Origin of the sequence: Paenibacillus sp. CECT 9249, assembly GCF_918697855.1 — a bacterium.
Classification (GTDB): Bacteria; Bacillota; Bacilli; order Paenibacillales; family Paenibacillaceae; genus MSJ-34.
This window is the reverse complement of the sequence record NZ_CAKKLI010000003.1, coordinates 82,373-108,511: the sequence shown is the minus strand read 5'-3', so window position 1 is coordinate 108,511 and position 26,139 is coordinate 82,373. Positions and strand designations below refer to the sequence as shown.

Sequence of the window (26,139 nt, the reverse complement as noted above, 5' to 3'; positions counted from 1 at the left end):
GGACTTAGGTGAGGAGAGATAGATATGTCTTATATTTTAACAGTGAAGGATCTGCACGTTTCGTATTACGGGAGCGAAGCTCTAAGAGATATCAGCTTTTCCGTCGAGAAACAAAAACTTGTCGGCATCATCGGACCGAACGGGGCAGGAAAGTCCACTCTCTTAAAGTCGTTATTGAAACTAATCCCCCGCGACAAAGGTGAAGTAACCATTATGGGCAAGGAAGTGGAGCAAGTCCGTAAGCAAATTGCTTATGTGCCCCAACGCAGCAATATTGATTGGGACTTTCCGATCTCAGTATTAGAGACGGTGGTGCTGGGCACGTATCCAAGGCTGGGAGTTTTTCACCGGCCTAAGAAAAAGGAGAAATTATGGGCTTTGGAATGTTTGGAAAAGGTAGGGATGAAGTCTTTTGCCGATCGGCAAATCGGCGAATTATCCGGCGGACAGCAGCAGCGCGTGTTCTTAGCCCGGGCGCTTGCGCAGGAAACGGAAATCTTTTTCCTCGATGAGCCGTTTGTCGGAATCGACATTGCCAGCGAAGAGACGATCATTCAGATTTTGAAAGGACTGCGCGACGGCGGAAAAACGGTGCTTGTCGTGCACCACGACTTGAGCAAATCGGATGAATATTTTGACGAGTTGGTGCTGCTCAATAAGGAACTGGTACGCTACGGTTCGGTGGGAGAAGTGATGAATCCGAACATGATCGCCAAAGCTTACGGAGGGCAACTCTCATTTCTAAAAGATATGGTGGTGACGGGAGCATGAATTTTTTTGAGGCGGTTATGCAGTATGGTTTTTTGCAAAAGGCGTTAGTCACATCTATTATGGTCGGCATCATTTGCGGCATCATTGGCTGCTTTATTATTTTGCGCGGCATGGCGCTCATGGGGGACGCCATATCCCATGCCGTTCTTCCGGGGGTCGCTTTATCCTATCTTTTCGGCGTCAACTACTTTTTTGGCGCGGTTCTAACCGGCGTTTTAACGGCGATAGGCATCGGATATATTAGCCAGAACAGTAAAATCAAGAACGACTCGTCCATCGGCATTATGTTTACGTCGGCGTTTGCATTAGGGATTATATTGATCACGATTCTCAAAAGCAGCACCGACTTATACGACATATTGTTCGGCAACGTGCTGGCCGTACGGCCTTCGGATATGTGGACGACGTTTGGCATCGGTATTTTCGTCTTGGCGGGCGTGTACATCTTTTATAAAGAACTGCTTGTCAGTTCCTTTGACCCTACGATGTCCCAGGCCTACGGGTTGCCCAACAAGCTGATTCATTATTTCTTGATGACACTGCTGACGATGGTGACCGTAGCTTCCTTGCAAACGGTAGGAATCGTTCTCGTTGTGGCCATGTTGATTACACCGGCGTCAACCGCTTATTTATTAACGAATCGGCTTTGGAAAATGCTGTTTATTGCAGCAGGCTGCGGGGCGCTTTCCGCAATACTCGGGCTGTACGTCAGTTTCCGGTTTAACTTGGCTTCCGGGGCCACGATCGTAATGGTCGCAACGATTCTGTTCATTGCGGCATTTATGTTTTCGCCGAAACAAGGTCTCGTCTGGCGTTCGCTGAAAAGCCGGAAACAAAAATCCGCAGTCAATTATTAATTTTAATAAACGAAATAGGAAAGGGAGGGAGCACAGAACATCCACACGATCTCTGTGCGAAAACGCGATGAAAAAAAGAAATATTCTATTAACGGCATTCATAGGGATTTCCATGCTTGCGCTTGCCGCTTGCGGCGGAAAAGCGCCCGCCGAATCGAATGATAAGGAAAAATTGCAAGCCATAACTACGTATTCCGTGATATACGATATTGTTAAAAATGTGGGCGGCGATCGGCTGAACGTTCATAGTCTGGCGCCCATCGGTTCCGACCCTCACCAATACGACCCGCTTCCTGAAGACGTGAAGAAAACGGCCGATGCGGATATTGTATTTTATAACGGGCTGAACCTGGAAACGGGGGACGGTTGGTTTGAGAAAATGATCGAGACAGCGGGGAAAACGGGAGATAACGCCCCCGTCTTTAAAATTAGCGAAGGAGTCGAGCCGATGTATTTAAAATCGGGCGGACATGAAGGAGAAGAAGACCCGCATGCGTGGCTGAACGTAGAGAACGGAATCATATATGCCGAAAATGTCAAAAAAGCGTTGATTCAAGTCGATCCCGAAAACAAGGAAATTTACGAGCAAAATGCCGAAAAATATATCGCTCAATTGAAAGAATTGCATGAATCCGTACAACAAAAAATGAATGAACTGCCTAAAGAGAAGCGAATCCTGGTGAGCAGCGAAGGTGCCTTTAAATATTTCTCCAACGCTTACGGTTTCGAAGCCTATTACATTTGGGAGATCAACTCCCACGATGAAGGGACGCCGGAACAATTAAAGGCGATTATCGACATCATCCGCAGTCATGACGTCAACGCTTTGTTTGTTGAGACGAGTGTCGACCCAAGAAGCATGGAGACCGTTTCTTCCGAGACGGGAGTTCCGATTGCCGGAACCATCTTCACCGACTCGCTCGGCAAAACGGGCGAAGACGGGGATACTTATATGAAAATGATTGAATGGAACGCGGATGTCATTTACAACGGATTAAAGAACAATTAGAACGATTTACGATTTATGGGTCGGAAGAAATGAGGGCCGGGCTTCTTCAGCCGGCCCCCTTTTTTTATGATGAAGGATTAGTATTCTCTTCGGGAGAAGCGATGCACAGCCGAAGCGGCAATGTTCGCAGCCCGTTTCCCCGCAGGTTTGCGAGGTTTGCCCCGCAGACCGATCCTCTCGTCATACGCGTCGAAAATTTTGCGGGCGATCGGGGCCGCGCCGCGTCCGCCGAATCCGCCCTCCGGCACGACGACCGCAACCGCCAGCACCGGATCGTCGGCCGGAGCGTAGGCGATAAATACCGCGTTCTCCACCCTTTTGCCGCCGACATCCTGCTGGCTCGTTCCCGTTTTGCGCGCAAGCGGATACGGAAAATCGTCAAATCCGCTTACTTTTACTTTGCGCATCCCTCGCTCGACAATATCCCAATATTGCTTCTTCAACTTAACTTCGTTCAATATTTCGGGCTTGTCGAACTTTTTGACCGTCTTCCCTTGGGCATCCGTAATTTTGCTTACGAACAACGGCTTTAATCGTTTTCCCCGGTTCGCCAGCATCGCCGTATATTGCGCAAGCTGCAAGGTCGTGTATTTCCCCTGCTGCCCCCATGACGCGAACACCAGCGCGGATTGCGCGCTTAGTTCGGCTTCGTGGAAATATTCTTTCGTACCCGGCTGCTCCCCTTGCAGCCCGCTGCCCGTCGGAACTCCCAAGCCGAATTGTTCCATGTAACGGTCCCATAAATCGACGCCTTTCTTTCCGTTGCGCATGTATAGCGCATTGCCGATCAACTCCGACATAAAGGCGTTGGACGATTTTTCAATCGCGCTCGAAGGCGTGAGCACCCCGTTCGGCACGCTGAAAGCGTTGGAAACTTTCCGTTCGTAGCCCCTTTTTCCGAACGTAAACGAACCGCGATCCGAATAGGTTGTGTTCGGGGTTATTAATTTTTCCTCCAAGCCGATCAGCACGGACAACGGCTTCATCACCGAACCGAGCGGAACGACGGAGGATGGATGCTTGAATTGCTCCGTTTCGCTGTCGTATTTTTGATACACTTCCCGGATCGTCCCGTTCGCCAAATTCGCCTCGAAATTCCGGTAATCTTCATTGCTGATTTTGCCGCCGCGCCATATATTCGGATCGTAATCGGGCTGGCTCGCCATGGCGACAATTCGTCCGGTCTTCACTTCCATCGCGACGGCATATCCCGCACGGGCGTGCGGTGCCGCATCAAGGCTGCTGCGCGGGAGGCTTCGAATATATTTGATATGATCCATGATCGCTTGTTCGGTTTTGAGCTGCACATCTTTATGAATCGTCATCCATATGTCGTTTCCTTTGACCGGCTTCGTCAGCTCCATATGCCCGATAATGTTGCCCGAATAATCGACCGGGTACGATTTCAACCCGTTTTTGCCGCGCAATTCGTTTTGAAACAACAATTCCAGCCCGTCGTACCCGACATCTTCGTTTTCCAAATACCGGTCGACCGGCGGTACGTCGGCATTGTCGATTTCCTTGTAGTAATCCAAACCGCCGTTCTCGCTGCTAGCTGCATTATATTTTTTCAAATAGCCGACCAACTGCACCGCGACCGTATCCGGATCGTAATTCCGCACGCTGTCTTCCACGATGTCCAATGCGGCAAAATCATGCTTATGCTGCATAAAATAGGCGATTTCCTCTTTCGTCAGTCCCGATTTGATCCGCCGCGGCACATAGCCGTAGTTCATTTTCGCATCCAGATCCATCTGTTTGACGATATCGTCCGCCGTCATTCGCGGCAATTTCGGATCGCCGTACTTAGCGAATACGTTCTCTATTTTCCGCGCCAGCTCGATCGCCTCGGTTTGATTGACTTTTACGCCTTTCACCGTCTTGCTGTAATCTTTGTCAAAGCGAAAATAAAGCGATTGGGTCGAAGTGGAATAAGCGATTTTGCGATGGCTTGCATCGTAAATCGTACCGCGGATCGGAGGAATCAATATGTCTTTCGTCCCCGCTCTTACTTCCATTTCCTTCAGCCTCGGACTGTCGACAAACTGCAGCGTAGCGAGCCGGACAATTAAGACGGAGAACAAGACGAACGTCGCAAAGAAAAACAGGTTTAACCGGAACGAGAATGTACGCTGATTGCGCAGCTGCCTTTTTTGCTCTTCATTCATCATCTGGTCTGTCATCGCATGCCGTTCCTTTCCAACTCGATCTCCGGTATAGTGTGCGCAATTCCGCGCAAATTAGAAGCGAATGGAAAGATTGAAACAACATGTCACGATTTGCTCGAGGTCTTCAGACGAAAAAAAAGACCGCCCCGCTTGGCGTGATGCTCAAGCATAAGGCGATCCTGATGGTCGTTAACCGTCCGTAGGCGTTTCCGATTGCTGCTCCGTATCCGGCGGCGGATCGTTGTTGGGAGGCGGCGTAGAAGTTTCTCCTTCATTCGTGCGCCGCTCACCCGTGCCGCCCTCCTGCTGCTGGGATTGGCCGGGATTCGTGCCGCTTTGCCCATCCGTCTGATTGCCGCCGTTTGGCGCGGATGTGCCGGAATTCCCCTGCGTATCCGGATTCGTCGATTGTTGATTTGACGATTGGTTCGTCGTTTGTTTGTTCGTCGCTTGCCGGTTTGCCGCTTGATTGGACGTTGGTCGATTCGACGACTGTTGATTCGTTGCCGACTGCTCGCCGGATTGCGTGCCCGCCGCATCGTCGTCGGGCGGCGCTGTTTGGTCCGTCACAGGCTTGCGCGGCACGCCGCGCAGCCCGACCGCCTCGTCGTAAGCGTCGAAAATTTTACGCGCGATCGGCGCGGCGCCGCGACCGCCGTATCCGCCTTCCGGCACGACGACCGCCACGGCAAGCACCGGATCGTCCGCAGGCGCAAAGCCGATAAATACGGCATTGTCGATAATTTTCCCACCGCCTACGGATTGCTGCGACGTTCCCGATTTACGGGCATACTCATATGGGAAGCCTTCGAAGCCTTGCACGCTGCTTCGCATCCCTTTATGGATGATGTCCCAATATTGGTCTTTATAGTCCACTTCGCCAAGCACTTCCGGCTGAAATTCTTTCACCGTATTGCCGTCGACATCGGTCACCTTGCTGACAAATTGCGGCTTCAGCCGTTTGCCGCGGTTGGCGAGCATCGTCGTATACTGGGCCAACTGCAGCGTTGTATATCTCCCTTGCTGGCCGAAAGACGCGTAGACGAGCGCGGATTGGGCGCTGCCGCTCTTCGCTTCGTGGAAATACTCTTTCGTGCCTATTTGTTCGCCCCGCAAGCCGCTGCCTGTCGATACGCCCAAACCGAATTGCTCCATATATTGGTCCCAAAGGTCAACGCCGTTTTTTCGCTCCTTGTACAGCTTATCCCCAACCATCGCCATCATGAAGGCGTTGGAGGACTTCTGAATCGCCGTTACGGGAGTGAGCGATCCCAGCGCCCGGCCGGAGGCGTTTTTAATCGTTCGTTCATACCCTTTCTTCCCGATCGTGTACGAACCCCGGTCGGTAAATCTTGTGTTCGGCGTAATGAATTTCTCCTGCAATCCGATAAGAACGGTCAACGGCTTAATGACCGAACCGAGCGGAACGAGAGAGGAAGGATGCTTATTTTGCTCTTCTTTCGTTGCGTATTTCTGATACACTTCGCGAATCGTACCGTTGCCCATTCTCGTTTCGATATTGCTATAGTCTTCAGAGCTAATGGTGCCGCCTTGCCATATATTCGGATCGTAATCCGGCATGCTGGCCATGGCGACCACTCTGCCTGTTTTCACTTCCATCGCTACGGCATAGCCTGCTTTTACATTCGGAGCGTAATCGGGGGAACTAGGCGAAACAGACGTCAAATATTTGATCTGATCCATGATCGCTTGTTCCGTTTTCAACTGCACGTTTTTGTCGATCGTCATCCAAATGTCGTTGCCTTTCACCGGCTTCGTCAACTCCATCGGACCGACGATATTGCCGACGCCGTTGACAGGGAACGTCTTTAACCCGTTCTTGCCGCGCAATTCGTCCTGAAACATCAACTCCAAGCCGTCGTACCCGACGTCTTCGGTCGATATATACTGCTCTTCCGCCGGAAGTTCGCTATTGTCGATATCCTGGTATTTTTGCAATCCCCCGTCCGGATTGCTGGCCGCATTGAATTTTTTCAAGTAACCGACCAATTGAACGGCCACCGTATCCGTATCGTAATTGCGGATGCTGTCTTCCACGATATCGATGCCGGGGAAATCGGCTTTATGCTGCATGAAATAAGCGATTTCTTCATTGCTCAGCCCCGATTTGATCCGGCGCGGAACATACCCGTAATTAAGCCTCGCGTCCAAATCCATTTGCTTGACGATATCGTCCGCCGTCATCTTCGGCACGTTCGGATCGCCGAATTTATCGAACACTTCCGCCAAACGATGCGCAAGCTCGATTGCCTCCGGCTGGTAGATTTTAACGCCTTTCACTTCTCTGCTGTAATCTTTGTCGAAATTAAAATAGAGCGATTGCGTAGACGTCGAATAGGCGATTCTCTCGCCGTTCGCGTCCAGAATCGAACCGCGGATGGGCGGGATCTTGACATCCTTCGTCCCGATTCTCGCCTCCATTTCCCGGAAACCGGGGCCTTCGACAAATTGCAATATGGCGAGCCTTACAATGAGCACCGAGAAAATGACAAATGTGGCGAAAAAGAATAAATTTAAACGAAACGAAAAATTGCGGCGGTTAATAATCTCCCGTTTTTGCTGATCATCCATGGAATGGTTGGTCATCTTACATAAATCCTTCCTCGCTTAAAAATAATAGGAGTCCGTAGCCTTAATGACGATCAATCGGCACATGTGCTATTCACGGCTAACGGAAATCGCAGACGCTATTTGCGCAAAATCGAGACATTTCAAAATGTAACGGAAGTGGCGGACCTTATTTGCGGTCATTCGTTCATTTCTGGCTAGAAAAATATCGAATAAGCGCACTGGCTTCCGTTAAAATTCGAAAAGACCGCTTATTGCCGCTTTAAGGTCCTCCAGATCCGTTAAAATTCGATGAACGTCGGTTTCGTGCCGCATTTTGCGAGAATTCGGCAAAAACCGTTAAATTCCGCTATGCCTCGAAATTCCCGAAGCGGCGCTATTGCCCGGATAGGATTCACCCGGCAATGATCCAAGTGAAAGCGGCCTAACCCGCTCTTTCTATCTATCTTTCTATTAGTTTATCATAATTTAAGCCGAGTCTAAAGTAGAGTAATATGCATCTTTGCGATGCGTGTCGTAAAATCCGGGCGGGTCGAACCAATCGCCTGCGCCGGCCCATGTCGGATCGAGCGGAACCCATTCGTTCCGTTCGGATAAATACACTTCGTTCCAGGCATGCGCCCCGAACCCGCCATTGCCGTCGTATCCCAAGCCGGTCACGACTTTCACTTGCAGCCCGACCGAACGGGCCATGACGGCGTATAATCTTGCATAATCGATACAAACGCCTTCCCGCGAATCAAACGTATGCTGCGGCGTCTGCTCCTTCCACTCGCCGCGCTCCTCGTACGCTCGCACTTTATCCCAATCATAGCGAATGCGCGTACCGACCCAATCGTAGAGCCGTCGCGCCTTCTGCTCGTCGCTCTTCGCGCCGTCGGTCACGCTGCCCGCGGCCAGGGCGATATCGTCCGGTATCGCATGATCGATTACCTCATATTTACGCTGCAGCACCGCCTGAAATTCCTGTTCCGCCGCTTTCGTCAGAACGGGCAGCTGCTCCTTCATCCAACGGCCCGTCAGCGGTTCGACAACGAGCGCCGCCCCCCGGCTATATACGGACGACTCTTTAATATAATCGCTGATCCATAATTGCGGGTATAACGAGACGACAACGAATAATAGAGCGATCGCCATGATCGACCGCCCCGCACCGATCACCGTTCCGATCAACGCCCCAATGACGCGGCTAAACAATCCTGCCCGCTGCGCGGCGTCCGCCGTCGGCTCAGGCGAGAAGCGATGCGCTCCCCAATTGCCGAACATATCGAGAATCATGCGAATGAGAAGATAGAGAAGGATGAAGATAACGGCAAATCGAAGCAAAGAAAAATCGCGCAGCGCGGTCACAAGCGTGTAATAAAATTGCTCCCACACCCGCAGCGCGCGATCCGGGACAACGATCTCCCGCGCCGTCAACCAGCGCTGCGCGAGCGGCGACAACGAGCGCGCGAGGTATGCGGCAAGCGCGATGCTGATTAACGCGCTCGCTCCGGACGCGATAAAGAAAAAAAGATGCCTCGCAGAACCCGACGCACCTCGAAACATTCCATACAAACACGATACGATGACGATCAAGATCAAAATCGCGGAGACAATATTAAGATCGGCAAACATGTTACTTGCCCGCTCCGTCGATTAACGTCTTGACGGCTCCGCTAACGCTCCATTCGCCGAGCGAAATGCCGCGGAACGTAACGTCCACCTTATCGGCACCGGGTTTACCCGTCAATACTAACTTCGACGGCGTTTCTACCGTAAAGGTCCCGTCTTCGTTCATCGTATATTTGGCATCCTTCGCTTCCGATGCCATCAGCTTCATCGCCTCGTCCTTCAACTTATCGACGTCCGTAACGGTGGAGACGACTTTCGAAATATCGTTGATCGTATATCCCCCGTAAATGGCGATGCCGACGATAATGCCGATCACAAGCACCCATTTCAAGACGGTCTTCACAAAGCTGACGATCAGGAACAGCACGACGACAGCTATGGCGATAATGAGCCAGTTTTCTTGCAAAAACTGCAAAACGGCTTCCGTATTCAAACCAATTCAACTCCTTCCTATTCCATCTATTGATTATACATGATTCCCAGTTTCTACGTAAATGTTACTTTAGACTGCGCCGCTTCGCATAAAAGAAACCTTTACCGGAAAAAGGAATAACTTCGTCCCATAAGACGTACAAGTATAGCATGCGCAGCTATTCGACGAACGTACGGCTTCGCGCAACGATGAGGGGGGAGCTTCATTGAAAACCGCCGTTTGGCTGTATTTATTTCTGTTTATCGCTTTTTTCGACTTGCATGCGCAATACCCGATATTAACGCCCTTCGCCATTTCTTTGGGCGCCGCGCCGTCGTTTATCGGGTTAATGATGGGCATCTATTCATTTACCCATTTGCCCGGCAACATTATCGCCGGCTTCAGCGTCGACCGCTACGGCAGCCGGATTTTCATCGTGTTGAGCTTGGCCGGCGCCGGTGTGATCATGCTGCTGCAGGGGATGGCGACGAATCCGTGGCAGCTGCTCGCCCTCCGATCCGTAAGCGGATTTGTGCTGGCCTTCTTGTCTCCGGCTTGTTTGGCGCTGCTGGCGCGGCTGGCCAAGGATCATATCCATCAAGGCAAGCTGATGGCGGGCAACGGCCTGGTTCATACGCTCGCTTCCGTCGTTTCGCCCGCGGCGGGCGCGTACTTGGTCGCCAAAATCGGCTTTTTCCACGCTTTTACGGCGCTCGGATACGTTTTGATCGGCATCGCCTTGCTGGCCGTTTTTTTCATACATGATTCGCCCTCTCCGGCCCCTTCTTCTACAACTAATGCGGAGGAGACAGCTATGCCGGCGGGCGGGGCGGCGATCGCCGAACAGAATGTGACGAAGATCCCTTGGCGTTTTTTCCTGTTGCCGATTGCGATTTCATGCTCGCAAGGCATCTTGTTTTTCGAGCTTCCTTTAATGCAAATCGCGCTTGAATCCATTATGACGACGGGAATTTTATTCTCCATCGTCAGCTTCGGCGCTTTGGTGACGCTAAGCCTTTTGTTTCTCAACCGGTATTCGTCCTATTTCCGCACATGGTTCGGGTGCTTGGCCCTTGCCATTTGCTTTTTCACCATCGCCGTGGGGTGGCCGATCCCGCTAACCGCCATTTTGCTCGTCATCGGCATGGCCAAAGGAATCGTATTCCCCGCTCTGTCGACACTGTTGATCGAACTAAGCGGCGGAACGCGGTACGGACGCATGTTCTCCGGGCTTGCGATCGCCATGTCCGTCGGATCGTTCCTCGGTCCGATGCTGGCGGGACAGTTGCGCGACTTCGTCTCGTCTTATTATATCGCCTTTATCGTCCTGATGCTCGGCCTTTGCTTTTTGCCGGGCCAGCCCGCTTCGCGCACGACCGCTTTCGTCCCCGGCAATAAAAACGGCAATCCGGTTCATTCTTGACGTTCTTCTACGGAATGGTCCATTGACCTATTTTCTGGGACATAGGTATGCGCACAATACCTGTACTTGCCTACCACATAGTATGCATTGTGACCTAGCACAAATAACTATGAGGAGGTTTCTTGAAAGTGGAATATAAAAAAGATTGCGGATGCCATGGCCCGAGTTATGCCACCCCTTATGCGCCGACGGCCGTTTCGCCGGCAGCCGTTTCGCCGGCTCCATACTGTCCGCCGCCAATCGTTTCGCCTGCAGCCATAGGACCGTCCTTCGGTTGCGGCGGCTTTACATCGGTCGGCGTGATTCTTGTCCTGTTTATTTTGCTCGTCATTATATCCAGAGCGCGTTTATATTAATTTTGTTTCGTCCGCTCGCGGTTTGCCCGTTTGGCAAGCCGCTTTTTTTCATGTATAATCGCTACCGAAGATGCAACATTTCGGCCATTTCCCGGGGAATAGAACAAGGAGTGAAACCGATGTCGATCGTCATTGTCGTCGAAGGAAAAAACGACCGCAACAGATTGCAGAAGCTGCTCTCTTCCGAAATCGCCATATTATGCACTTACGGGACGTTAAGCACAGAGCGGATCGAATCGTTGAAAAAGAAAATCGGCGATTCCGCCGTTTATTTGTTTATGGATAACGATGCGTCGGGCAAAAAAATAAGAGCCATTCTGCGCGACACTTATCCGGATGCGGAACATATATACACGCGGCGCGGCTATGCGGGCGTGGAAGGAACTCCGGACGAATATCTCATTCAACAATTAGAAAAAGCGGGGCTGGAGGAGTATATCATATACCCGGATCCGACCCCGCTATAAACGTAGCAACATATTTATTTATGCACCGTGTCGATGATCATTACGAGAAATGTAATCATTAAATAGTTGATGGAGAACAGGAACGTCTTCTTCGCCCAAAGATTTTCGTCCTTCGCCTTAAATCCGGAAAGCGAAATCCATAGCCATGCGATTCCGGTAATTAAAGCCACGATCAAATAAAAAACGCCTACATATCCGAATGCATATAAAAGAACCGATGCGACAATCAACAGTACCAAGTAAGGAATCATTTGATATTTGGTGCGCTTGATTCCTTTGACGACAGGCAATAGAGGATATCCGGCCTGACGGTATTCTTCCAAGCGGCGGATGCCGAGCGCCCAGAAATGAGGCGGCTGCCATAAAAACATGATGGCGTACACCAACAACGCTCCCTGATCGACCACGCCCGCGGCGGCGACATAACCGATCAACGGAGGCATCGCGCCGCCGATCGCACCGATCGAAGTGCTCCACGTCGACGAGCGCTTTAACCACATCGTATACACGACATCATACCCAATCATGCCGAGGGCGCCGATCGCTCCCACCAGAGGATCCAAAATAAATAAAATCGCTAATCCGAGCACCCCAAGAATCGTTGCGTACCAAATCACCGTCTTCGGCTGCAGCCTCCCGGCCGGCAGCGCACGTGTGCGGGTTCGTTCCATTTTGGCGTCCAGCTCGCGATCGTAAACGTTATTGAACGCGCAAGAAGACGCTAATACGAAAGCGGTCCCGAGCAGCATCCATAGTAAAGTGGGAATATAAATTTCCCATTGCGAAGCTACCCAATACCCGGCAAAAGCCGCAAATAAATTAGAACGGAGTATCCCAGGTTTCGTCACACGTATAAATTCTTTCCATTTGCCCTCCTTCTTGCTTGCAATCGAAGGATTGGGAATGGATACGGAATCGGACGGAACTTGGTAACCTAATTGTTTGTCCACTGATTCGTTCCTCCTAAAAGTTTTGCGAAAGACTCGCTTCCACGCGAGGCCAGCCGAGAAACAACATTGCCTCGCAATCATTCGCTTCGCTTGTACTCGCGAAAGCGCAACTTTCACGGCTTTGCTATGATGTTTATCATATCAAAACCATTCGACGTTTGACAACGTTCGCGCGAGAACATTCATCAATTTGACAATTCCTTAGCATTTCGCATCTAACACATGAATAAACTCCCAGATATGTATTTTATCCTTACCGCCGACGATAAAATCGGTCATGCGCTCCCATTCGCTGCCCGCGGTAAGCCTATCCCGTTTTATGCGTTCGAAATCTTCGGGGCAAGTCAAGCTCCACGTCTCGACGAACAAATTCGGTTGATCGGCGCCTTCATACAGCGTGACGTTCCCCCCGCAATCCGCCAGCAGCCTTTTCATCGTTTTCAAGTAAGCTTCGCGGCGCTCGGGATCGATTTTATACTCTACAAAGCCGACATTCATTTCTTCATTCCGCCTTTCTTGCTTTCATCCGTCTTATATTTTACATGCTTTCGGCCAATACTAACATTCGTTGCATAAGTTTTCTAGTCAAAAGGGAGGAAATTTCAAAATGGATACGGGAACACATCTGGTCATGGGACTCGGACTCGCCGGGCTCAGTTATATCGATCCGGCCGTTGCGGCGAATTCCTCGCTTGCGGCCGCCGTGTTGCTCGGGACCGTCATCGGCTCGCAGGCCCCCGATTTCGACGATGTGCTGCGGTTAAAAAGCAATGCGTTCTATGTCCGCCATCATCGCGGCATTACCCATTCGCTTTTGTTTATTCCGATATGGACCTTATTGGTCACGCTAGTCGTCACTTTCTTTTTTCGCAACGTGCCGGTCGATCACGTCGCATTCTGGGTGTTTTTCGCCGTTTGTTTGCACAACTTCACCGACCTGTTCAATCCGTACGGCACGCAAGCGTTTTGGCCCCTGATGAATAAGCGGGTTTCTTGGAATATTATCCACCTGTTCGACCCGGTTATTTTCGCAACGCATGTCGTCGCGATTTTTATGTGGGCCTTCGGTTTAAGCCGGCCAAATGTCATTTTCCCGTTATTGTACGGGTTTCTGATTCTTTACTATTTATGGCGCACCTTCGACCATAACCGGTTGGAACGGAATTTGCCCAAGCTCGATTCCGAATACGAGCAAGGCGATACCTATGTTCTTATTCCTACCGTATCGCTGTCCCGTTGGCATGTCGTGAAGACGAAGCCGGATCGAAGCTATATGATCGGAAAGTTTCATCCGAATCAGTTGGAATGGATCGAACATGTGACATGCTCCGATCATCCGGCCGTGAGCGAATCGAAACAGGACGAATGCGTGCAAGCAATGCTGCATCTATCCTCTTACGCTTGCGCCGAAGTGAAGAAAACCCGTGTCGGGTATGTGGTGCGCTGGTCGGACGTCCGCTTCCGTCACCGGAGACAGTTTCCGTTTGTCGCCGTCGTGATGATGGACAAAGAGTTTCAACCGCTGGAATCCTATGTCGGCTGGATCAACGATAAACGCATCGAAAAACGGCTGCGGTTAAACAGCTATTGACGATCGCCCCAACTTGCGTCACAATCAACATTATATAATGAAAAAAAGAAAGCTCAAGGCGCAGCCTCGAGCTCTTTTGAATCTTTGCCGATCGATTAGCGGTTCGTACGGCCGGAAAGTTGTTGTTCAGCCATTTGAACCAAATGTTTCGTGATGTATCCGCCAAGAGATCCGGCGTCGCGCGATGTAACGTGACCGTAGTAACCGTCTTGAGGAATCGTAACGCCTTGTTCTTGAGCAGCTTCCATTTTCATGCGCTCCAAAGCTGCATTCGCTTCTGGAACTAATAACTGGTTAGAGCGACGTGATTGACCCATACAATAAAATCTCCTTTCACGCTGCGATAAAATGTGTTCTTGCAAGCTTGCAAGCTTATTATTACCCGCCTTGAAAATGTTATTCCCATATCCAAAGAAAACGTACACGAAATGTCATTGGAGGTTTTATACAATGAGTAAAGGTCTCTCTTTATGGTTTGCCGTCAGTTCGGTGGTGCTAATGATCGCCACGGCCGTCTCGATAAGCCATTATGCGTGGCTTGCCGTGCTGCTCGCCGTCGTCACGCTCGCCAACATCGGTTTCGGCTTTGTCGTCAAGGCGCGAATGGGACGGCGCCAGTCCGGCAATTCGACGAATTAATATTGCCGATCGTTAACGCGGCATTCTTGGCAGGAAGCCCATCATCTCCTTCACTTGCTTGAGCGTCGCTTCGGCGACTTCCGAAGCCCGCTCGGCTCCTTGCCGCAATATATCATGGATATCGCCCGATTCGCGAATATCGCGATAACGCTGCTGCAACGGCTCAATTGCCGCAACGACCCGCTCCGCCAAATCCTTTTTGAACGCTCCGTATCCTTGACCTTCGTAATTCGCTTCGATCTGTTCAAGCGATAAGCCCGCAACATGCGAATAGATGCTCATCAAGTTGCTGACTTCCGGCTTATTCGCCGGATCGTAACGGACTTCGCGTCCGGAATCGGTCGTGGCGCGGCTAATTTTTTTGCGAATCTCGTCCGGCGTATCGAGCAGGGCGATGTAGCTGCCAGGATTCGGATTGCTTTTGCTCATTTTTTTGGTTGCGTCGTCAAGCGACATAATTCGCGCGCCCACTTTCGGAATGTACGGTTCCGGAACGGTGAAGCATTCCCCGAACCGATGGTTGAAACGTACCGCCAAATCGCGTGATAATTCCAAATGCTGCTTCTGGTCTTCCCCGACCGGCACCAAATCGGCATTGTACACTAAAATATCGGCCGCCATCAATGCCGGATAGACGAACAACCCCGCTCCGACCGATTCTTTCCCCTCGGATTTATCCTTAAATTGAGTCATTCGCTCCAATTCGCCCATATACGTTAACGTCGTTAGCAGCCATCCCAACTCCGGATGCGCAGGCACATGCGATTGCATGTAAACGTTCGCCTTCGCCGGATCGATTCCCGCCGCTATGAACAATGCCGCCACCGCTTCCGACTGCTCTCTGAGAGCCTCCGGTTGCTGCGGAACCGTAATTGCGTGCAAATCGACAACCATGAAGAAGCATTCATGGTCCTCCTGCAATTTCACGAAATTCAACATCGCGCCGATGTAGTTGCCGAGAGTCAGCTTGCCGCTTGGTTGAATGCCCGATAATACTCGTTTCATTATTTGCTCCTCCTTGTGCTTGCAACCTATTTTCAAATCAAAAAGGCCTCCCGTCCGCAAGGGACGAAAGACCGTGGTGCCACCCTAATTTGTTCGTTCGGAACCATGCAGCAAACGATCCGAACAAACCTTCTCACCCCTTAACGCGGGGCGGACGACCGGCATACTTCAATTCGGCCTAGAACGGGCAACTTGCCGCTGCCGCCGTTCCTCCGCCGTTTCACGGCGTTACCTGGCCTCTATCGTTTCCGCTTCGGCGCTCAAGGGTCCATTTCAATCAATAGGCTCCGCCGGTTCGCAGCAACCACCGGCTCTCTGCAGGGTCCGCCGACCGTTTACTTATCCCTCTCATCGCTTTTCGTTTCATTGAATTTTGGGGTTATCATAACAGATTGCCGCATAGAATGTCAAATGGCGGTACGTTGCCCCCGGCAGTCGTCTTGACCCGCGCCGATACATTTATTATGACTTTCTTCTTCGAATTTGATATGATGAGAAGAGATTATATAAAAATGCGTGTTCAAAAAGTCAGCTTTTCAGCACCGAGAAGGTTGCGGGAACCCGAAGCCATGCTTCCGAAGCGAGTTTTGCTGCGCAAAACTTTCAGGAGGAGCGGAGTGTAGGCAAAACCTGCATGAGCACCTGCAATGTTTCCGGAGGAAACATACTTCGTAAGCATAAGCTATTCGAGGGTGAACGCAAGATTCGATGTCGAATCCGCTCCAGTAATACTTCGTGATCAAAAGAGGACTTTTTGAACAACCTCTAAAAGGAGTTAATGCGCTATGCCCCAAGTAACAAAAGGACAATGGAACGGCCATGATACGTATATCCTACATAGCGAACAACTTGAAGTAACGCTTCTTCCCGGACTCGGCAACAACGTCATCCGCATTTGGGACCGCACGAAACAGCGCGAAGTGCTGCGCGTACCCGATGCCGCCGATCTCGATTTTTATATGCAGAAACCGTATCACTTCGGCATTCCGATGTTAATTCCGCCCGGACGGATCCGCCGCGGCGCCTTCGAATATGACGGAGTGCAATACCAATTCGATCAAAATACGGCCAACAACAACCATATTCACGGTTTGCACCGTACGCAGTCGTGGAAAGTGGCCGATATTCAAGAACTGGACGAATATTGCACCGTTACGGCAACGTTCCTGACGGACAGCGATCCGAACTGGGCGCGGCAATATCCGATCCCTCTCAAGCTTGAGATGACGCTCGAATTGCGCGGTTCGACGTTGTCGCAATCGCTCCAGGTGCACAATCTCGGCGAGCATGCCGCTCCCTTCGGCTTCGGGCTGCATACCTGGTTTATGATCGACGGAGAACCCGAGAAGTGGAAGCTGGAACTGCCGGTTTCCGCCATATACGAACTGGACGCGGAATTGCTGCCGACCGGCAACGTTTTGCCGCTCGGCGAACACGCTTTATTGCCGCAAGGGATCAAGTTGAAAGGAACGAATTTCGATACCGCCTTCCAAATCGGCGCCAACCCGGTCCGCGCCGTCTTAACGCGCGACGACGGATTGAAGCTAGTGTACAGCGCGGGGGAACGATACTTTAAACATTGGGTCGTCTATACGAAGGGCGAGGCCGATCAATTCATCTGCATCGAACCGTATACTTGGCTGCCGGATGCGCCGAATTTGAAGCTCGATCGATCCGTTACCGGGTTAATCGATATCCAGCCGCATGATAAGGTCGATTTGCAGGTCAACCTCGACATCCGTTACGAATAAGAAAGAAGCAATGCCTCGTTCGCCGGAGGCATTGCTTCTTTGCATTTGCGGCGCTATAGCGCGTAAGCGACCGTTATGCCGTGGCGGTCCAATTCGGCTTCCATCGCCGCGTCCATCCTCGTATCCGTAAGGCAAGCGTGCAGTTCGGTAAGCGGCGCGATCGAGAATAAGGAGGCCTTGCCGACCTTTGTATGGTCGAATACGGCAATGGTGCGCTTGGTGCGGGCCATGAGCATTTTGGCCGTCTGGGCCTCAAGCTCTGAATACGTCGAAATTCCTTGTTCGATCGATATGCCGTCAATGCCGATAAAGAGCTTCTCGATATTGAGATGCTCGATCGTCTTCTCCGCAAGCGGCCCGCTGAGCTCGTAGCTTTTGCTGCGCATAACGCCGCCGACGACAACGACTTGGATGCCGTCGGAATCGGCGAGTTCCATCGCGATATTGACCGCGTTCGTCACAACCGTCACGCCCTGCATTTGTTTCAGCTCGCGCGCGATCAGAAACGTGGTCGTACCGCCGGTTAGACAGACGCTATCCCCTTCTTCGATCCATTCGACCGCCTTGCGCGCGATCTTTTCTTTTTCCAGCCACAACTGCTGTTTCTTCTCGGCGAAAGGAACCTCGCGCACGGAATTCATTCCTTCGAACAAAGCTCCGCCGATCGTCCGGATGATGGCGCCTTGCTTGTCCAACAAGTCCAAATCGCGGCGCGCGGTCGCTTCCGAACAATCGAAATTTTCGATGATCTCCTGTATCGTGATTCGTCCTTTTTGCTTAATAAATTGTAAAATTTGTTGACGTCTAAGCTCGCCTTTGGTAAGAGCCGGTCCGGTCATGATAAGTCACTCCGCCCATTGGTATTATTTATTCGTTGGTGCCGCCCATCCGATCGCCGATGATGCATTTGATTGAAAGGCTCACATCATTATAGCATATTGGAGCCCTCGCCGATAAGCTCGGAAACGCAGGAGGCCGTTGATTGGCAGCGATTTGATGTACTTGCCGTTCATCGCAATTGACACTTGCTTTATCCTACACTATAATCAACTTAAATGAAAGTATAAATCATTATTTTGATCGTTTCAATCATTTTATTGGAGGGGACATTCAATGGGACATTTAATTTCATCAACATCGATGTTGGAAACTGCAAGAGCGAACGGATACGGCATTACCGCGTTTAACGTTCATACGCTTGAAATGCTTCAGGCCGTCGTCGAAGCGGCCGAAGAGGCGCAAGCGCCTCTCATATTGCAAACGACCGTAGGAACCGTCAAGCATCTCGGGCCTGAATATATCGTTGCAGCCGCTTCGGTCGCGGCCAAAACATCGTCGGTGCCGATCGCGCTTCATTTGGATCATTGCACCGATTACGATTTGATTGTGCGCTGCATTCGCGCCGGATACACATCGGTCATGATCGACGCTTCGATGCATCCGTTCGAGGAAAACGTCCGCAGAACGGCCGAAGTGGTTCAAGTGGCCAAAGCCGCAGGCGTCAACGTCGAGGCCGAGCTTGGCAAGGTAGGCGGCGTTGAAGACGATATCGTCGTTGAAGAGGAAGACGCCCGCTTGGCCGATCCGAAGGAATGCGTCGTATTCGTGGAACGGACCGGCGTACCGACGTTCGCGCCCGCGATCGGCACCGCGCACGGCATTTATAAAGGCGAGCCGAACATCGCCTTCCATAAATTGGAGCAAATTTTCAATTCGGTGCAAGTCCCGCTCGTTCTGCACGGCGGCTCGGGCATTCCCGCCGACCAAGTGAAGCGTTGCGTCAGTCTCGGCATGGCGAAAATGAACGTTGCCACGGAACTGCGCATCGCTTTCTCCGATGCGATCAAGCATATATTCGCACAGAACCCGGAAGAGAACGATCCGCGCAAATATATGGTTCCTGCGAAAGAAGCGGTGAAACGTTTGGCGATCGAGAAAATGCAGCTTACCGGCTGCGTGGGACGCGCAAACGAATGCAAAGCGTAAGTTAGGAGCATAAACGATGATTACGACAGTCACTTTAAATGCGGCAATCGACAAAACGTATACGGTTCCCCACTTCGGCACGGACAACGTATTCCGGGTCCAAAGCATGACAGCCGTTGCCGGCGGCAAAGGCATCAACGTCGCCCGGGTTACGAAGACGTTGGGCGAGGTCGTGACGGCGACCGGCTTCGTCGCCGGCTCCCATGGATCGTTTATTACAAGCGGCCTGGATCGGGAGAAGATCGCCCACGATTTTGTCCAGGTCGACGGCGAATCGCGCCAATGCATCACCGTGCTCGATCCGGCGAACGCGAACCGGCAAACGGAATTGCTCGAGCCCGGACCGACAATCACGAGCGGGCAATTGGACGCCATGAAACGGAAAATCGGCGAGTTGGCGAAACGGTCGACGCATATGGTGTTCTCCGGCAGTTTGCCGAAAGGCTGTCCTGCCGGGACGTATGCGGAACTGATCGAAGAGGCCCGCTCCGCGAACGGATCGTTGCGGCTCATTCTCGACACGAGCGGCGACGCCTTGGTCGCCGGAATCGAGGCGAAGCCGGCGCTCATCAAGCCGAACGAGCATGAAATCCGGAAGCTGCTCGGCAAAGCGGCCGGGACGGAAGCGGATCTGATCGCCTGCATTCGCGACATCATGGGACGCGGCATTCCGTACGTCGTCGTCTCGCTCGGCGGCAACGGCGCTCTGGCCGGTTGCAACGGCTCCGTCTATCGCGTCCAATTTCCGCCGATGGACATCGTCAATCCGGTCGGCAGCGGCGATTCGATGGTCAGCGGCATGGTTGTAGCGATGAAGCGCGGCTATTCCGACGCCGACTTGCTCCGTTTCGGCTGCGCCTGCGGCAGCGCCAACGCGCTGACGCCGAGTGCCGGCAACGTGCGCCCGGAGGATGTCGACCGGCTCTTCGCCGGCATGAGCGTCGCCGAGCGAAACTGATCGCGCAACAGGAATACGTATAAGCTCCGCGGCGGCATCCGAGATTGTAACAATTGCTGCCTGAACGAAGTAGCGGTAAAAACTACCGCTACTTTCCTTGTTTTTAAGGCCGCAGCGAAAGCAACTCCAATTTCTACCTCTAATTAGGCACATTCCCGGCTAAATTCGTTTTTACGTAAGAATTAACTGTAGGAAATACCGTTATTTTATGCCGCAGAGCATAAATGGAGGAATTAACGCCGGTTTTTACCGTTAGCGTTGGTTAGCATAGCAATTACATTGACTAACTGGGATGCGGATGGTAACGTGCCGCAAAAAATAACGGATTTCCAAGGCCCTATTTTCCAGTTTCCAGTCAATGTTTCGGAATTAGCGGATTTTCGATCCGTTAATATGCCGCAATTTACCCGAGAATGTTTAATTTTAATAAGTTTCGGAAAAATAACGCCCTCAAAATCCGTTAACTCCGCCAAAACAGCATTTTCGGACAAAATAACGCCCCGAAAATCCGTTAACCTAAACGCATCAGGTACCGTCGTCGGATCGTTTGGCGGGGTAAGTAGTCCATAACATGAATCGCCCCTAGTACTTTATAATACTAGGGGACGTTGATATAAAAATTGCTATAAGTCCAAATTTTTCTCGCGGTATGTATGCCGTTGATTCATGCGGATTAATAAATTCGCCATATTATAATGGGATTCAAATTGTACGCTAATAACGACAGCCTGTTGCCTCACCGTAAAATCGAAACAAATTTCTCCGTGCGTCCAACTGGTTTTGTACTTGAGCGCTTCAATGGCCATGTTGCGGAACGACCGTTGCTGAACGGACGTCAAACCTTGCTGCGGCTGCTGCATCTCACCGTTGCGGCTTTCGATCGGATTATGCCGGATGCCGAATTTGCCGATCGCATTGTTGCGAATTTGCACAAATACCGTACCCGAAGAGAGGGAAGACAATTCATCGCTCAGTTCTCTAACCACCATATCCATCTGCCTCGCCAAAGAAAGTTGGTTCAATTCCATCATTTCCCTCCTTTCATCTCCTAAATTTTCTATTTATTAATAGTGCTTATTTCACATTATACGGAACGAATTTCCTAATATCAACATATTTCTGCATTTTATGGGTCTATTCAACAAAAGACTTCATTGGGTCTTGTAGACCATTTATCGAACCGATGTTATAATATGGATATCATTTTAGAAAAGGAGCGTTCCTATGAACTGGTTCCATTCTCTCTCTTTCAAACAGAAACTTCTCATCGGCTGTTACTCTATCGTAGGCGTATTTTCGATCGCGACGATCGTATTGCTGCTCACGGCTGGAGGCGCTTTCGTACCGGGACTTATCGTGCTTCTCGTTCTCATTGCGGCCAGCTATCCGTTTATCGGCATGCTTGAGAAAGCGCTGACCGAACCGATCGAGAATATTTCTCGCGTAGCGCTCAGCATTTCCAAAGGAGACTTTTCGAACAGTGTCTCGATAACGTCCGACGACGCATTAGGCCAACTAGGGCGTTCGTTCAACAGCATGATTGACAAACTGAAAGAAATTTTGAAAGAAACGTCGAATATTTCCCGCCACGTAGCGGATACAAGCAGAGACATTTTCAATAAAAACAATAATATGAAGCTTGTGATGGAACAAGTCGCATCCTCTTCCAACGAACTGGCGACAGGCGCGGCCGAGATTTCGGAAGAAGTCGGCTCCGTGTCCGAATCGATTAAAGACATCGAACAGAAGGTCGCAAGTTATGCCGCATCGACCAAAGAAATGAACGCCCGTTCCGAAAGCGCCTTGATGCTAGTCGAAAAAGGAAGATCGGCTGTCGAAAGCCAAAGCGCCGGCATGCAAAGAAATATCGAAGCGACGGAAACCGTAGCTTACACAATCGAAGAACTGGCCAAACAAGCGGACGGCATTACCAAAATCACGAAGACGATATCCGAAATTGCGGAACAAACGAATTTATTGTCGCTTAACGCCTCCATCGAAGCGGCTCGCGCCGGGGAGCACGGCAAAGGGTTCGCGGTCGTCGCCTATGAAGTGCGGAAATTGGCTGAAGAATCTTCCGCTTCGACCAAAGAAGTGTTCACCTTGGTGCGGGGAATCGAGCAAGGAGTAAGAAAAGCGATCGAAAACATAAGCGTGAACGAAGAAATCGTAAAAATGCAAACACAGCTCATCCAGGAAACCGAGAAAGTGTTTGCCGAAATTGTACATAGCGTAAAATTTATTACCGATGAAATTTATAATTTCGCCCAGCAAAGCGATCTGATGCTGGCGAACGCTCAGAAAATATCGGGCGCAATCGAGAATATTTCCGCCATTACGCAGCAATCGGCCGCCGGCACGGAGCAAGTGTCCGCGTCGATGAACGAACAAATCAATTCGGTTGTCGAAATGGTGCAGGAAGCCGAACGAATGCAGCAAATGGTCATCCAGTTGCAGCGAACGATTCAAATTTTCAAGCTATAGTCGTTAAAGTCGAGACTATGAAAAAAGCGATCGGACAGAGCGCACCTCTCCCCGATCGCTTTTCTATTGGGCGGATTATTCCGTAATCTGCAAAAACTCGCGAACGTCGTTCACGGTCAAATCGACCGCGCTTTGCCAGAAATCCGGCTTCGTCAGGTCGACGCCGAGATGCTTCTGAGCCAATTGCTCTACCGTCATCCGGCCCGTATCGCGCAGCAAATCGATATATTGCTCTTCGAAGCCGGCGCCGCGGCGCAGCGCTTCGGCATAGATGCCCGCGCTGAACAAATAACCGAACGTATACGGGAAATTGTAGAATGGAACGTCCGTAATATAGAAATGCAGCTTGGATGCCCAGAAATGCGGATGATATTCGGATAACGCATCGCAGTACGCTTCTTTTTGCGCTTCCGCCATCAATTCGCATAATCGGTCCGCGCCGACCAATCCCTGTTTGCGCAGCTCATAAAAACGGGTTTCGAACAAGAAGCGAGCATGGATGTTCATATAGAATGCGATCGAATTTTGAATTTTCTCATCGAGCAGCACGATCCGTTCTTCATCGCTCTCGGCTTGCTTCAAGGTCGAATCCATCATGATCGCCTCCGCCAGCGTCGATGCCGTCTCAGCCACATTCATCGCATATTCCTGCGACAATGCCGGCAAATCGTCCATCACAAGCTGATGGTACCCATGGCCAAGCTCATGCGCCAATGTCGAAACATTGGACGGCGTTCCGGCGAACGTCAAGAAAATGCGCGTTTGCCTGCTGACAGGCAGCGAAGTGCAAAATCCGCCAGGACGCTTGCCCGGGCGATCCTCCGCCTCGATCCACCGCTCTTCAAATGCCCGAACCGAGAAATCGGCCATTTTAGGGCTGAATTTGCGGAATTGCTCCACGATCGATTGCGCGGCCTCGTCGTACGACACCTTCTTATGCAAAGAGCCGACAGGCGCCTCGACGTCTTCCCAGCTTAACTTGTCTTTCCCCAATAACTTGGCCTTCCGTTGCAAATATTGGACGAATACAGGTTTGCTGCGGACGATCACGTCCCACATCACTTGCAGCGTTTGCTCCGACATGCGGTTGATTTCAAGCGACTCTTTCAATACCGAGTCCCAACCGCGGTGTTCGTACAATTTCAACCGGAAGCCGGCCATATAGTTCAGCGTATCCGCGAATAAATCGGCCTGTTCCCCCCACGTTTGTTCCCATTGCTTGAAAATGCGCGAACGAACTTCCGGATCGGGGTCATGCATTTTGTTCGACGCCTGCCCCGCCGACCAATGAACCGTCTTCCCGTCTTCCGTGGACGGAATGCGAATCCGGCTTACGAGCGTATTATAAAACTCTCCCCAACCGTGATATCCGTCAACCGCCAAATCGCCGGCTAACGCCTCCTGTTCCGGCGGAAGCTTGTCGCGCGCTTGTTCGCGGCGTTCGTTCAAATTGAAGGCGAGCGGCTTCACCTCAGCCGTTTCCAGCCAAGCGTTCCAGACTTGTTCGTCCATCTTGCTCAATATTTCGTCAAATCGCGTAAAAGCGGCCAACAGTTGCGCGTTGATCGATTTGACGCGGCCGGTTAACAAGACCGCCTGGCGGTCTTTCTGATTTTCCGCCGTTAGGCATTCCGTAAATGCGCTTGCCTCGCGCAGACGCTGCATCGCGCTCTGAATCCGATCCAATAATTCGTTTAATTTGCCGGTTTCCTCTACATTGCGCGGCAACTGAAACTCCTTGAACTGTTGCTGCAAAGAAGACAAATCTTCTTGCAGCGTCTGCAGAAAACTAGCGAAAGGAGCAGAGCCGGATCCCCCTGCAAAAATCGAATCTAAATCCCAAGTCGGTTGTAAAGGCTGCTTCACCTTCTTCACCTTTCCTTTCGTTATTGATATAATGGTGGAAAAACTTTCGGGAGGCGTCCTATGAAACCTCTGCAAATATCGCCTGAAACGGCCGTCATGCTAGCCAAAAAATTAAACGTTCCGCTCGAGCATCTGATGCATATGCCTCGTCATATTTTATTGCAAAAAATAGCGGAATTAACCGACCAGCAAAAAAATAACGAAGAGACCGGGGAACAATCATGATCCCGTTCGAAAAAACTTGGCCGTATGAAATCATCATGAACGATCTCTATGTACAAGATTGCCCGTTCTGCGGCGAATCCAACGTTCTGCTTCCGCTGAAGCCGAAGGAATTGGCAGCTATCCACGACGGCAAGAAAAAATTGCTTGTTTTCCCCTGTTGCCGCAACAAAGTAACCGTGGTTGACACGGACAGGGATTATTTGTTAACGGATACCGTCCTGCGGAAACGGCCTTCGTCCGGTCAATCGGAACATTCGCGCTAATCGGAGATTGATCGCCCGCGCTACATTCCTTGTTCCGCGGCTTTCATTTCTTCGGTCGGCTCCAGTTTACGCTCCGCCATTTCTTCGCGAAGCGCTTGCCATTGCTCGCGGCTCGCCCGAATCATGGCGCCGTCCATAATTTTTTTGTCATGCACGACACGGGAGAACCATTTGACCGCCTCATTGTAATTGCCCAGGCGGCGATTGATCTCGCCGATCAAATATAACAGGCGCGCGTTGTTGGCGCCCACCCCTTCCAACTCGTAGACGCGAATGTATTCCTGCAGCGTATATTGCATAAACCGTTGCTCTTGCTCGTGATCGTTCCGGTAACGGTATAGCCAGGCAATATGGTGCAGGAGACTTGCGATCAGCCGCTTTTTCTCGCTGACGGCTTGCGCGCACAACAATGCCAGCTGATACGTTTCGAGCGCTTGTTCCCAGGAACGCTCACCCTCGTAGGCGCGGGGAACCCAGCGCTCTTTAATCTGCGATTCAAAATCTTTGCGCTGCTTATCCGACAATTTATCTCCGAAATTTTCCGTAGAAGCGAATCCGCAAGCCGGACAAACTCTTACGACGTAATAATCGGGATTCATCGTTTTGTAATACGCGCAAAAGTCGGTATCGGTTTTATATGCTTTTTTTAAACTATGGCGCACTCGCGACGTTTCAAACACATTCTCGCAATACGCGCACTTCACTTTCATTTTATATAGCGGCTCCAGAGCCATGCGCCCACCTCCAGTCCCGTT

At 51.0% G+C, this 26,139-nt stretch carries 26 protein-coding genes and 1 other annotated feature; of the genes, 14 read left to right on the top strand and 12 right to left on the bottom strand.

The window, feature by feature from the left end; genetic code table 11:
* The first annotated feature begins 24 nt into the window (after positions 1-24).
* The 3 genes from LQ229_RS03985 to LQ229_RS03975 all read left to right on the top strand — a co-directional run bounded on the left by LQ229_RS03985 (position 25) and on the right by LQ229_RS03975 (position 2,637).
* Entirely contained in the window at positions 25-771 is a 747-nt protein-coding gene (locus LQ229_RS03985) for a metal ABC transporter ATP-binding protein (protein WP_230191016.1), read from the top strand.
* Positions 768-1,628 carry a metal ABC transporter permease gene (locus LQ229_RS03980; RefSeq protein ID WP_216537195.1) on the top strand — a complete coding sequence of 287 codons (861 nt, stop codon included), beginning with the start codon at positions 768-770 and terminating at the stop codon, positions 1,626-1,628. The genes LQ229_RS03985 and LQ229_RS03980 overlap by 4 nt, the downstream gene beginning before the upstream one ends.
* A 67-nt stretch (positions 1,629-1,695) precedes the next feature.
* Positions 1,696-2,637: a metal ABC transporter substrate-binding protein gene (locus LQ229_RS03975; RefSeq protein ID WP_230191015.1), complete on the top strand. Its 942-nt coding sequence runs from the start codon at positions 1,696-1,698 to the stop codon at positions 2,635-2,637.
* Between the two features lie 77 nt (positions 2,638-2,714).
* Here LQ229_RS03975 and LQ229_RS03970 read toward each other — a convergent pair whose 3' ends face one another.
* The 4 genes from LQ229_RS03970 to LQ229_RS03955 all read right to left on the bottom strand — a co-directional run bounded on the left by LQ229_RS03970 (position 2,715) and on the right by LQ229_RS03955 (position 9,441).
* On the bottom strand, positions 2,715-4,820 hold the full coding sequence (locus tag LQ229_RS03970; RefSeq protein ID WP_230191014.1) for a penicillin-binding transpeptidase domain-containing protein: 2,106 nt from the start codon (positions 4,818-4,820) through the stop codon (positions 2,715-2,717).
* A gap of 174 nt (positions 4,821-4,994) precedes the next feature.
* Positions 4,995-7,412, bottom strand: a complete 2,418-nt coding sequence (locus LQ229_RS03965) for a penicillin-binding transpeptidase domain-containing protein (protein ID WP_230191013.1) — start codon at positions 7,410-7,412, stop codon at positions 4,995-4,997.
* A gap of 450 nt (positions 7,413-7,862) precedes the next feature.
* A complete protein-coding gene (locus LQ229_RS03960) occupies positions 7,863-9,011 on the bottom strand; it encodes a transglutaminase domain-containing protein (protein ID WP_230191012.1) in 1,149 nt (382 codons plus the stop codon).
* A 1-nt stretch (position 9,012) separates the two neighbouring features.
* Complete coding sequence (locus LQ229_RS03955) at positions 9,013-9,441, bottom strand: hypothetical protein (RefSeq protein WP_216537190.1); 429 nt, start codon at positions 9,439-9,441, stop codon at positions 9,013-9,015.
* A 205-nt stretch (positions 9,442-9,646) separates the two neighbouring features.
* Between LQ229_RS03955 and LQ229_RS03950 the strand changes: the two genes are divergently transcribed.
* From LQ229_RS03950 to LQ229_RS03940, 3 genes are all read left to right on the top strand, one after another.
* Positions 9,647-10,843 (top strand): MFS transporter, encoded by a 1,197-nt coding sequence (locus LQ229_RS03950; RefSeq protein WP_216537189.1) that lies wholly within the window; start codon positions 9,647-9,649, stop codon positions 10,841-10,843.
* Between the two features lie 257 nt (positions 10,844-11,100).
* Positions 11,101-11,199, top strand: coding sequence for a YjcZ family sporulation protein (locus LQ229_RS03945; protein ID WP_216537245.1), 99 nt, complete (start codon positions 11,101-11,103; stop codon positions 11,197-11,199).
* Between the two features lie 119 nt (positions 11,200-11,318).
* Positions 11,319-11,666 carry a toprim domain-containing protein gene (locus LQ229_RS03940; protein WP_216537188.1) on the top strand — a complete coding sequence of 116 codons (348 nt, stop codon included), beginning with the start codon at positions 11,319-11,321 and terminating at the stop codon, positions 11,664-11,666.
* Positions 11,667-11,680: 14 nt separating this feature from the next.
* On the opposite strand, the gene cyoE is transcribed toward LQ229_RS03940, so the two are convergent.
* Positions 11,681-12,616, bottom strand: coding sequence for a heme o synthase (gene cyoE, locus LQ229_RS03935; RefSeq protein WP_216537187.1), 936 nt, complete (start codon positions 12,614-12,616; stop codon positions 11,681-11,683).
* A 201-nt stretch (positions 12,617-12,817) separates the two neighbouring features.
* Entirely contained in the window at positions 12,818-13,114 is a 297-nt protein-coding gene (locus LQ229_RS03930; RefSeq protein WP_216537186.1) for an MFS transporter, read from the bottom strand.
* Between the two features lie 109 nt (positions 13,115-13,223).
* Here LQ229_RS03930 and LQ229_RS03925 point away from each other — a divergent pair, with 109 nt between their 5' ends.
* Positions 13,224-14,207: a metal-dependent hydrolase gene (locus tag LQ229_RS03925; RefSeq protein WP_216537185.1), complete on the top strand. Its 984-nt coding sequence runs from the start codon at positions 13,224-13,226 to the stop codon at positions 14,205-14,207.
* Positions 14,208-14,302: 95 nt separating this feature from the next.
* On the opposite strand, the gene LQ229_RS03920 is transcribed toward LQ229_RS03925, so the two are convergent.
* Complete coding sequence (locus LQ229_RS03920) at positions 14,303-14,524, bottom strand: alpha/beta-type small acid-soluble spore protein (RefSeq protein WP_216537184.1); 222 nt, start codon at positions 14,522-14,524, stop codon at positions 14,303-14,305.
* 133 nt (positions 14,525-14,657) lie between these two features.
* Between LQ229_RS03920 and LQ229_RS03915 the strand changes: the two genes are divergently transcribed.
* Positions 14,658-14,846 carry a DUF5325 family protein gene (locus tag LQ229_RS03915; RefSeq protein WP_216537183.1) on the top strand — a complete coding sequence of 63 codons (189 nt, stop codon included), beginning with the start codon at positions 14,658-14,660 and terminating at the stop codon, positions 14,844-14,846.
* 12 nt (positions 14,847-14,858) lie between these two features.
* Here LQ229_RS03915 and trpS read toward each other — a convergent pair whose 3' ends face one another.
* Positions 14,859-15,851, bottom strand: a complete 993-nt coding sequence (trpS, locus tag LQ229_RS03910; protein ID WP_216537182.1) for a tryptophan--tRNA ligase — start codon at positions 15,849-15,851, stop codon at positions 14,859-14,861.
* Between the two features lie 56 nt (positions 15,852-15,907).
* Positions 15,908-16,212, bottom strand: a binding site (T-box leader).
* A gap of 424 nt (positions 16,213-16,636) precedes the next feature.
* Between trpS and LQ229_RS03905 the strand changes: the two genes are divergently transcribed.
* Positions 16,637-17,602 carry an aldose 1-epimerase gene (locus LQ229_RS03905; protein WP_230191011.1) on the top strand — a complete coding sequence of 322 codons (966 nt, stop codon included), beginning with the start codon at positions 16,637-16,639 and terminating at the stop codon, positions 17,600-17,602.
* A 53-nt stretch (positions 17,603-17,655) separates the two neighbouring features.
* Here LQ229_RS03905 and LQ229_RS03900 read toward each other — a convergent pair whose 3' ends face one another.
* The gene (locus tag LQ229_RS03900; RefSeq protein WP_216537180.1) at positions 17,656-18,441 is read right to left on the bottom strand and encodes a DeoR/GlpR family DNA-binding transcription regulator; all 786 of its coding nucleotides are present in this window, start codon (positions 18,439-18,441) and stop codon (positions 17,656-17,658) included.
* A gap of 274 nt (positions 18,442-18,715) precedes the next feature.
* Here LQ229_RS03900 and LQ229_RS03895 point away from each other — a divergent pair, with 274 nt between their 5' ends.
* Together LQ229_RS03895 and LQ229_RS03890 are read left to right on the top strand one after the other, a co-directional pair.
* Positions 18,716-19,588: a class II fructose-bisphosphate aldolase gene (locus LQ229_RS03895; protein WP_230191010.1), complete on the top strand. Its 873-nt coding sequence runs from the start codon at positions 18,716-18,718 to the stop codon at positions 19,586-19,588.
* A 16-nt stretch (positions 19,589-19,604) separates the two neighbouring features.
* Positions 19,605-20,546, top strand: a complete 942-nt coding sequence (locus LQ229_RS03890; protein WP_230191009.1) for a 1-phosphofructokinase family hexose kinase — start codon at positions 19,605-19,607, stop codon at positions 20,544-20,546.
* A gap of 623 nt (positions 20,547-21,169) precedes the next feature.
* Here LQ229_RS03890 and LQ229_RS03885 read toward each other — a convergent pair.
* Positions 21,170-21,577, bottom strand: a complete 408-nt coding sequence (locus tag LQ229_RS03885) for an O-methyltransferase (RefSeq protein WP_216537177.1) — start codon at positions 21,575-21,577, stop codon at positions 21,170-21,172.
* Positions 21,578-21,770: 193 nt separating this feature from the next.
* Here LQ229_RS03885 and LQ229_RS03880 point away from each other — a divergent pair, with 193 nt between their 5' ends.
* Positions 21,771-23,030, top strand: a complete 1,260-nt coding sequence (locus tag LQ229_RS03880) for a HAMP domain-containing methyl-accepting chemotaxis protein (protein WP_216537176.1) — start codon at positions 21,771-21,773, stop codon at positions 23,028-23,030.
* A 75-nt stretch (positions 23,031-23,105) separates the two neighbouring features.
* On the opposite strand, the gene LQ229_RS03875 is transcribed toward LQ229_RS03880, so the two are convergent.
* Positions 23,106-24,896, bottom strand: coding sequence for a M3 family oligoendopeptidase (locus tag LQ229_RS03875; protein WP_230191008.1), 1,791 nt, complete (start codon positions 24,894-24,896; stop codon positions 23,106-23,108).
* A 60-nt stretch (positions 24,897-24,956) separates the two neighbouring features.
* Between LQ229_RS03875 and LQ229_RS03870 the strand changes: the two genes are divergently transcribed.
* On the top strand, positions 24,957-25,121 hold the full coding sequence (locus LQ229_RS03870) for a YycC family protein (RefSeq protein WP_216537174.1): 165 nt from the start codon (positions 24,957-24,959) through the stop codon (positions 25,119-25,121).
* A complete protein-coding gene (locus LQ229_RS03865; RefSeq protein WP_216537173.1) occupies positions 25,118-25,384 on the top strand; it encodes a hypothetical protein in 267 nt (88 codons plus the stop codon). Before LQ229_RS03870 ends, LQ229_RS03865 begins: the two co-directional genes overlap by 4 nt.
* Before the next feature lie 20 nt (positions 25,385-25,404).
* Here the strand turns inward: LQ229_RS03865 and LQ229_RS03860 are convergent, their stop codons facing one another.
* On the bottom strand, positions 25,405-26,118 hold the full coding sequence (locus LQ229_RS03860) for a DUF2225 domain-containing protein (RefSeq protein WP_216537172.1): 714 nt from the start codon (positions 26,116-26,118) through the stop codon (positions 25,405-25,407).
* Positions 26,119-26,139: the final 21 nt, after the last annotated feature.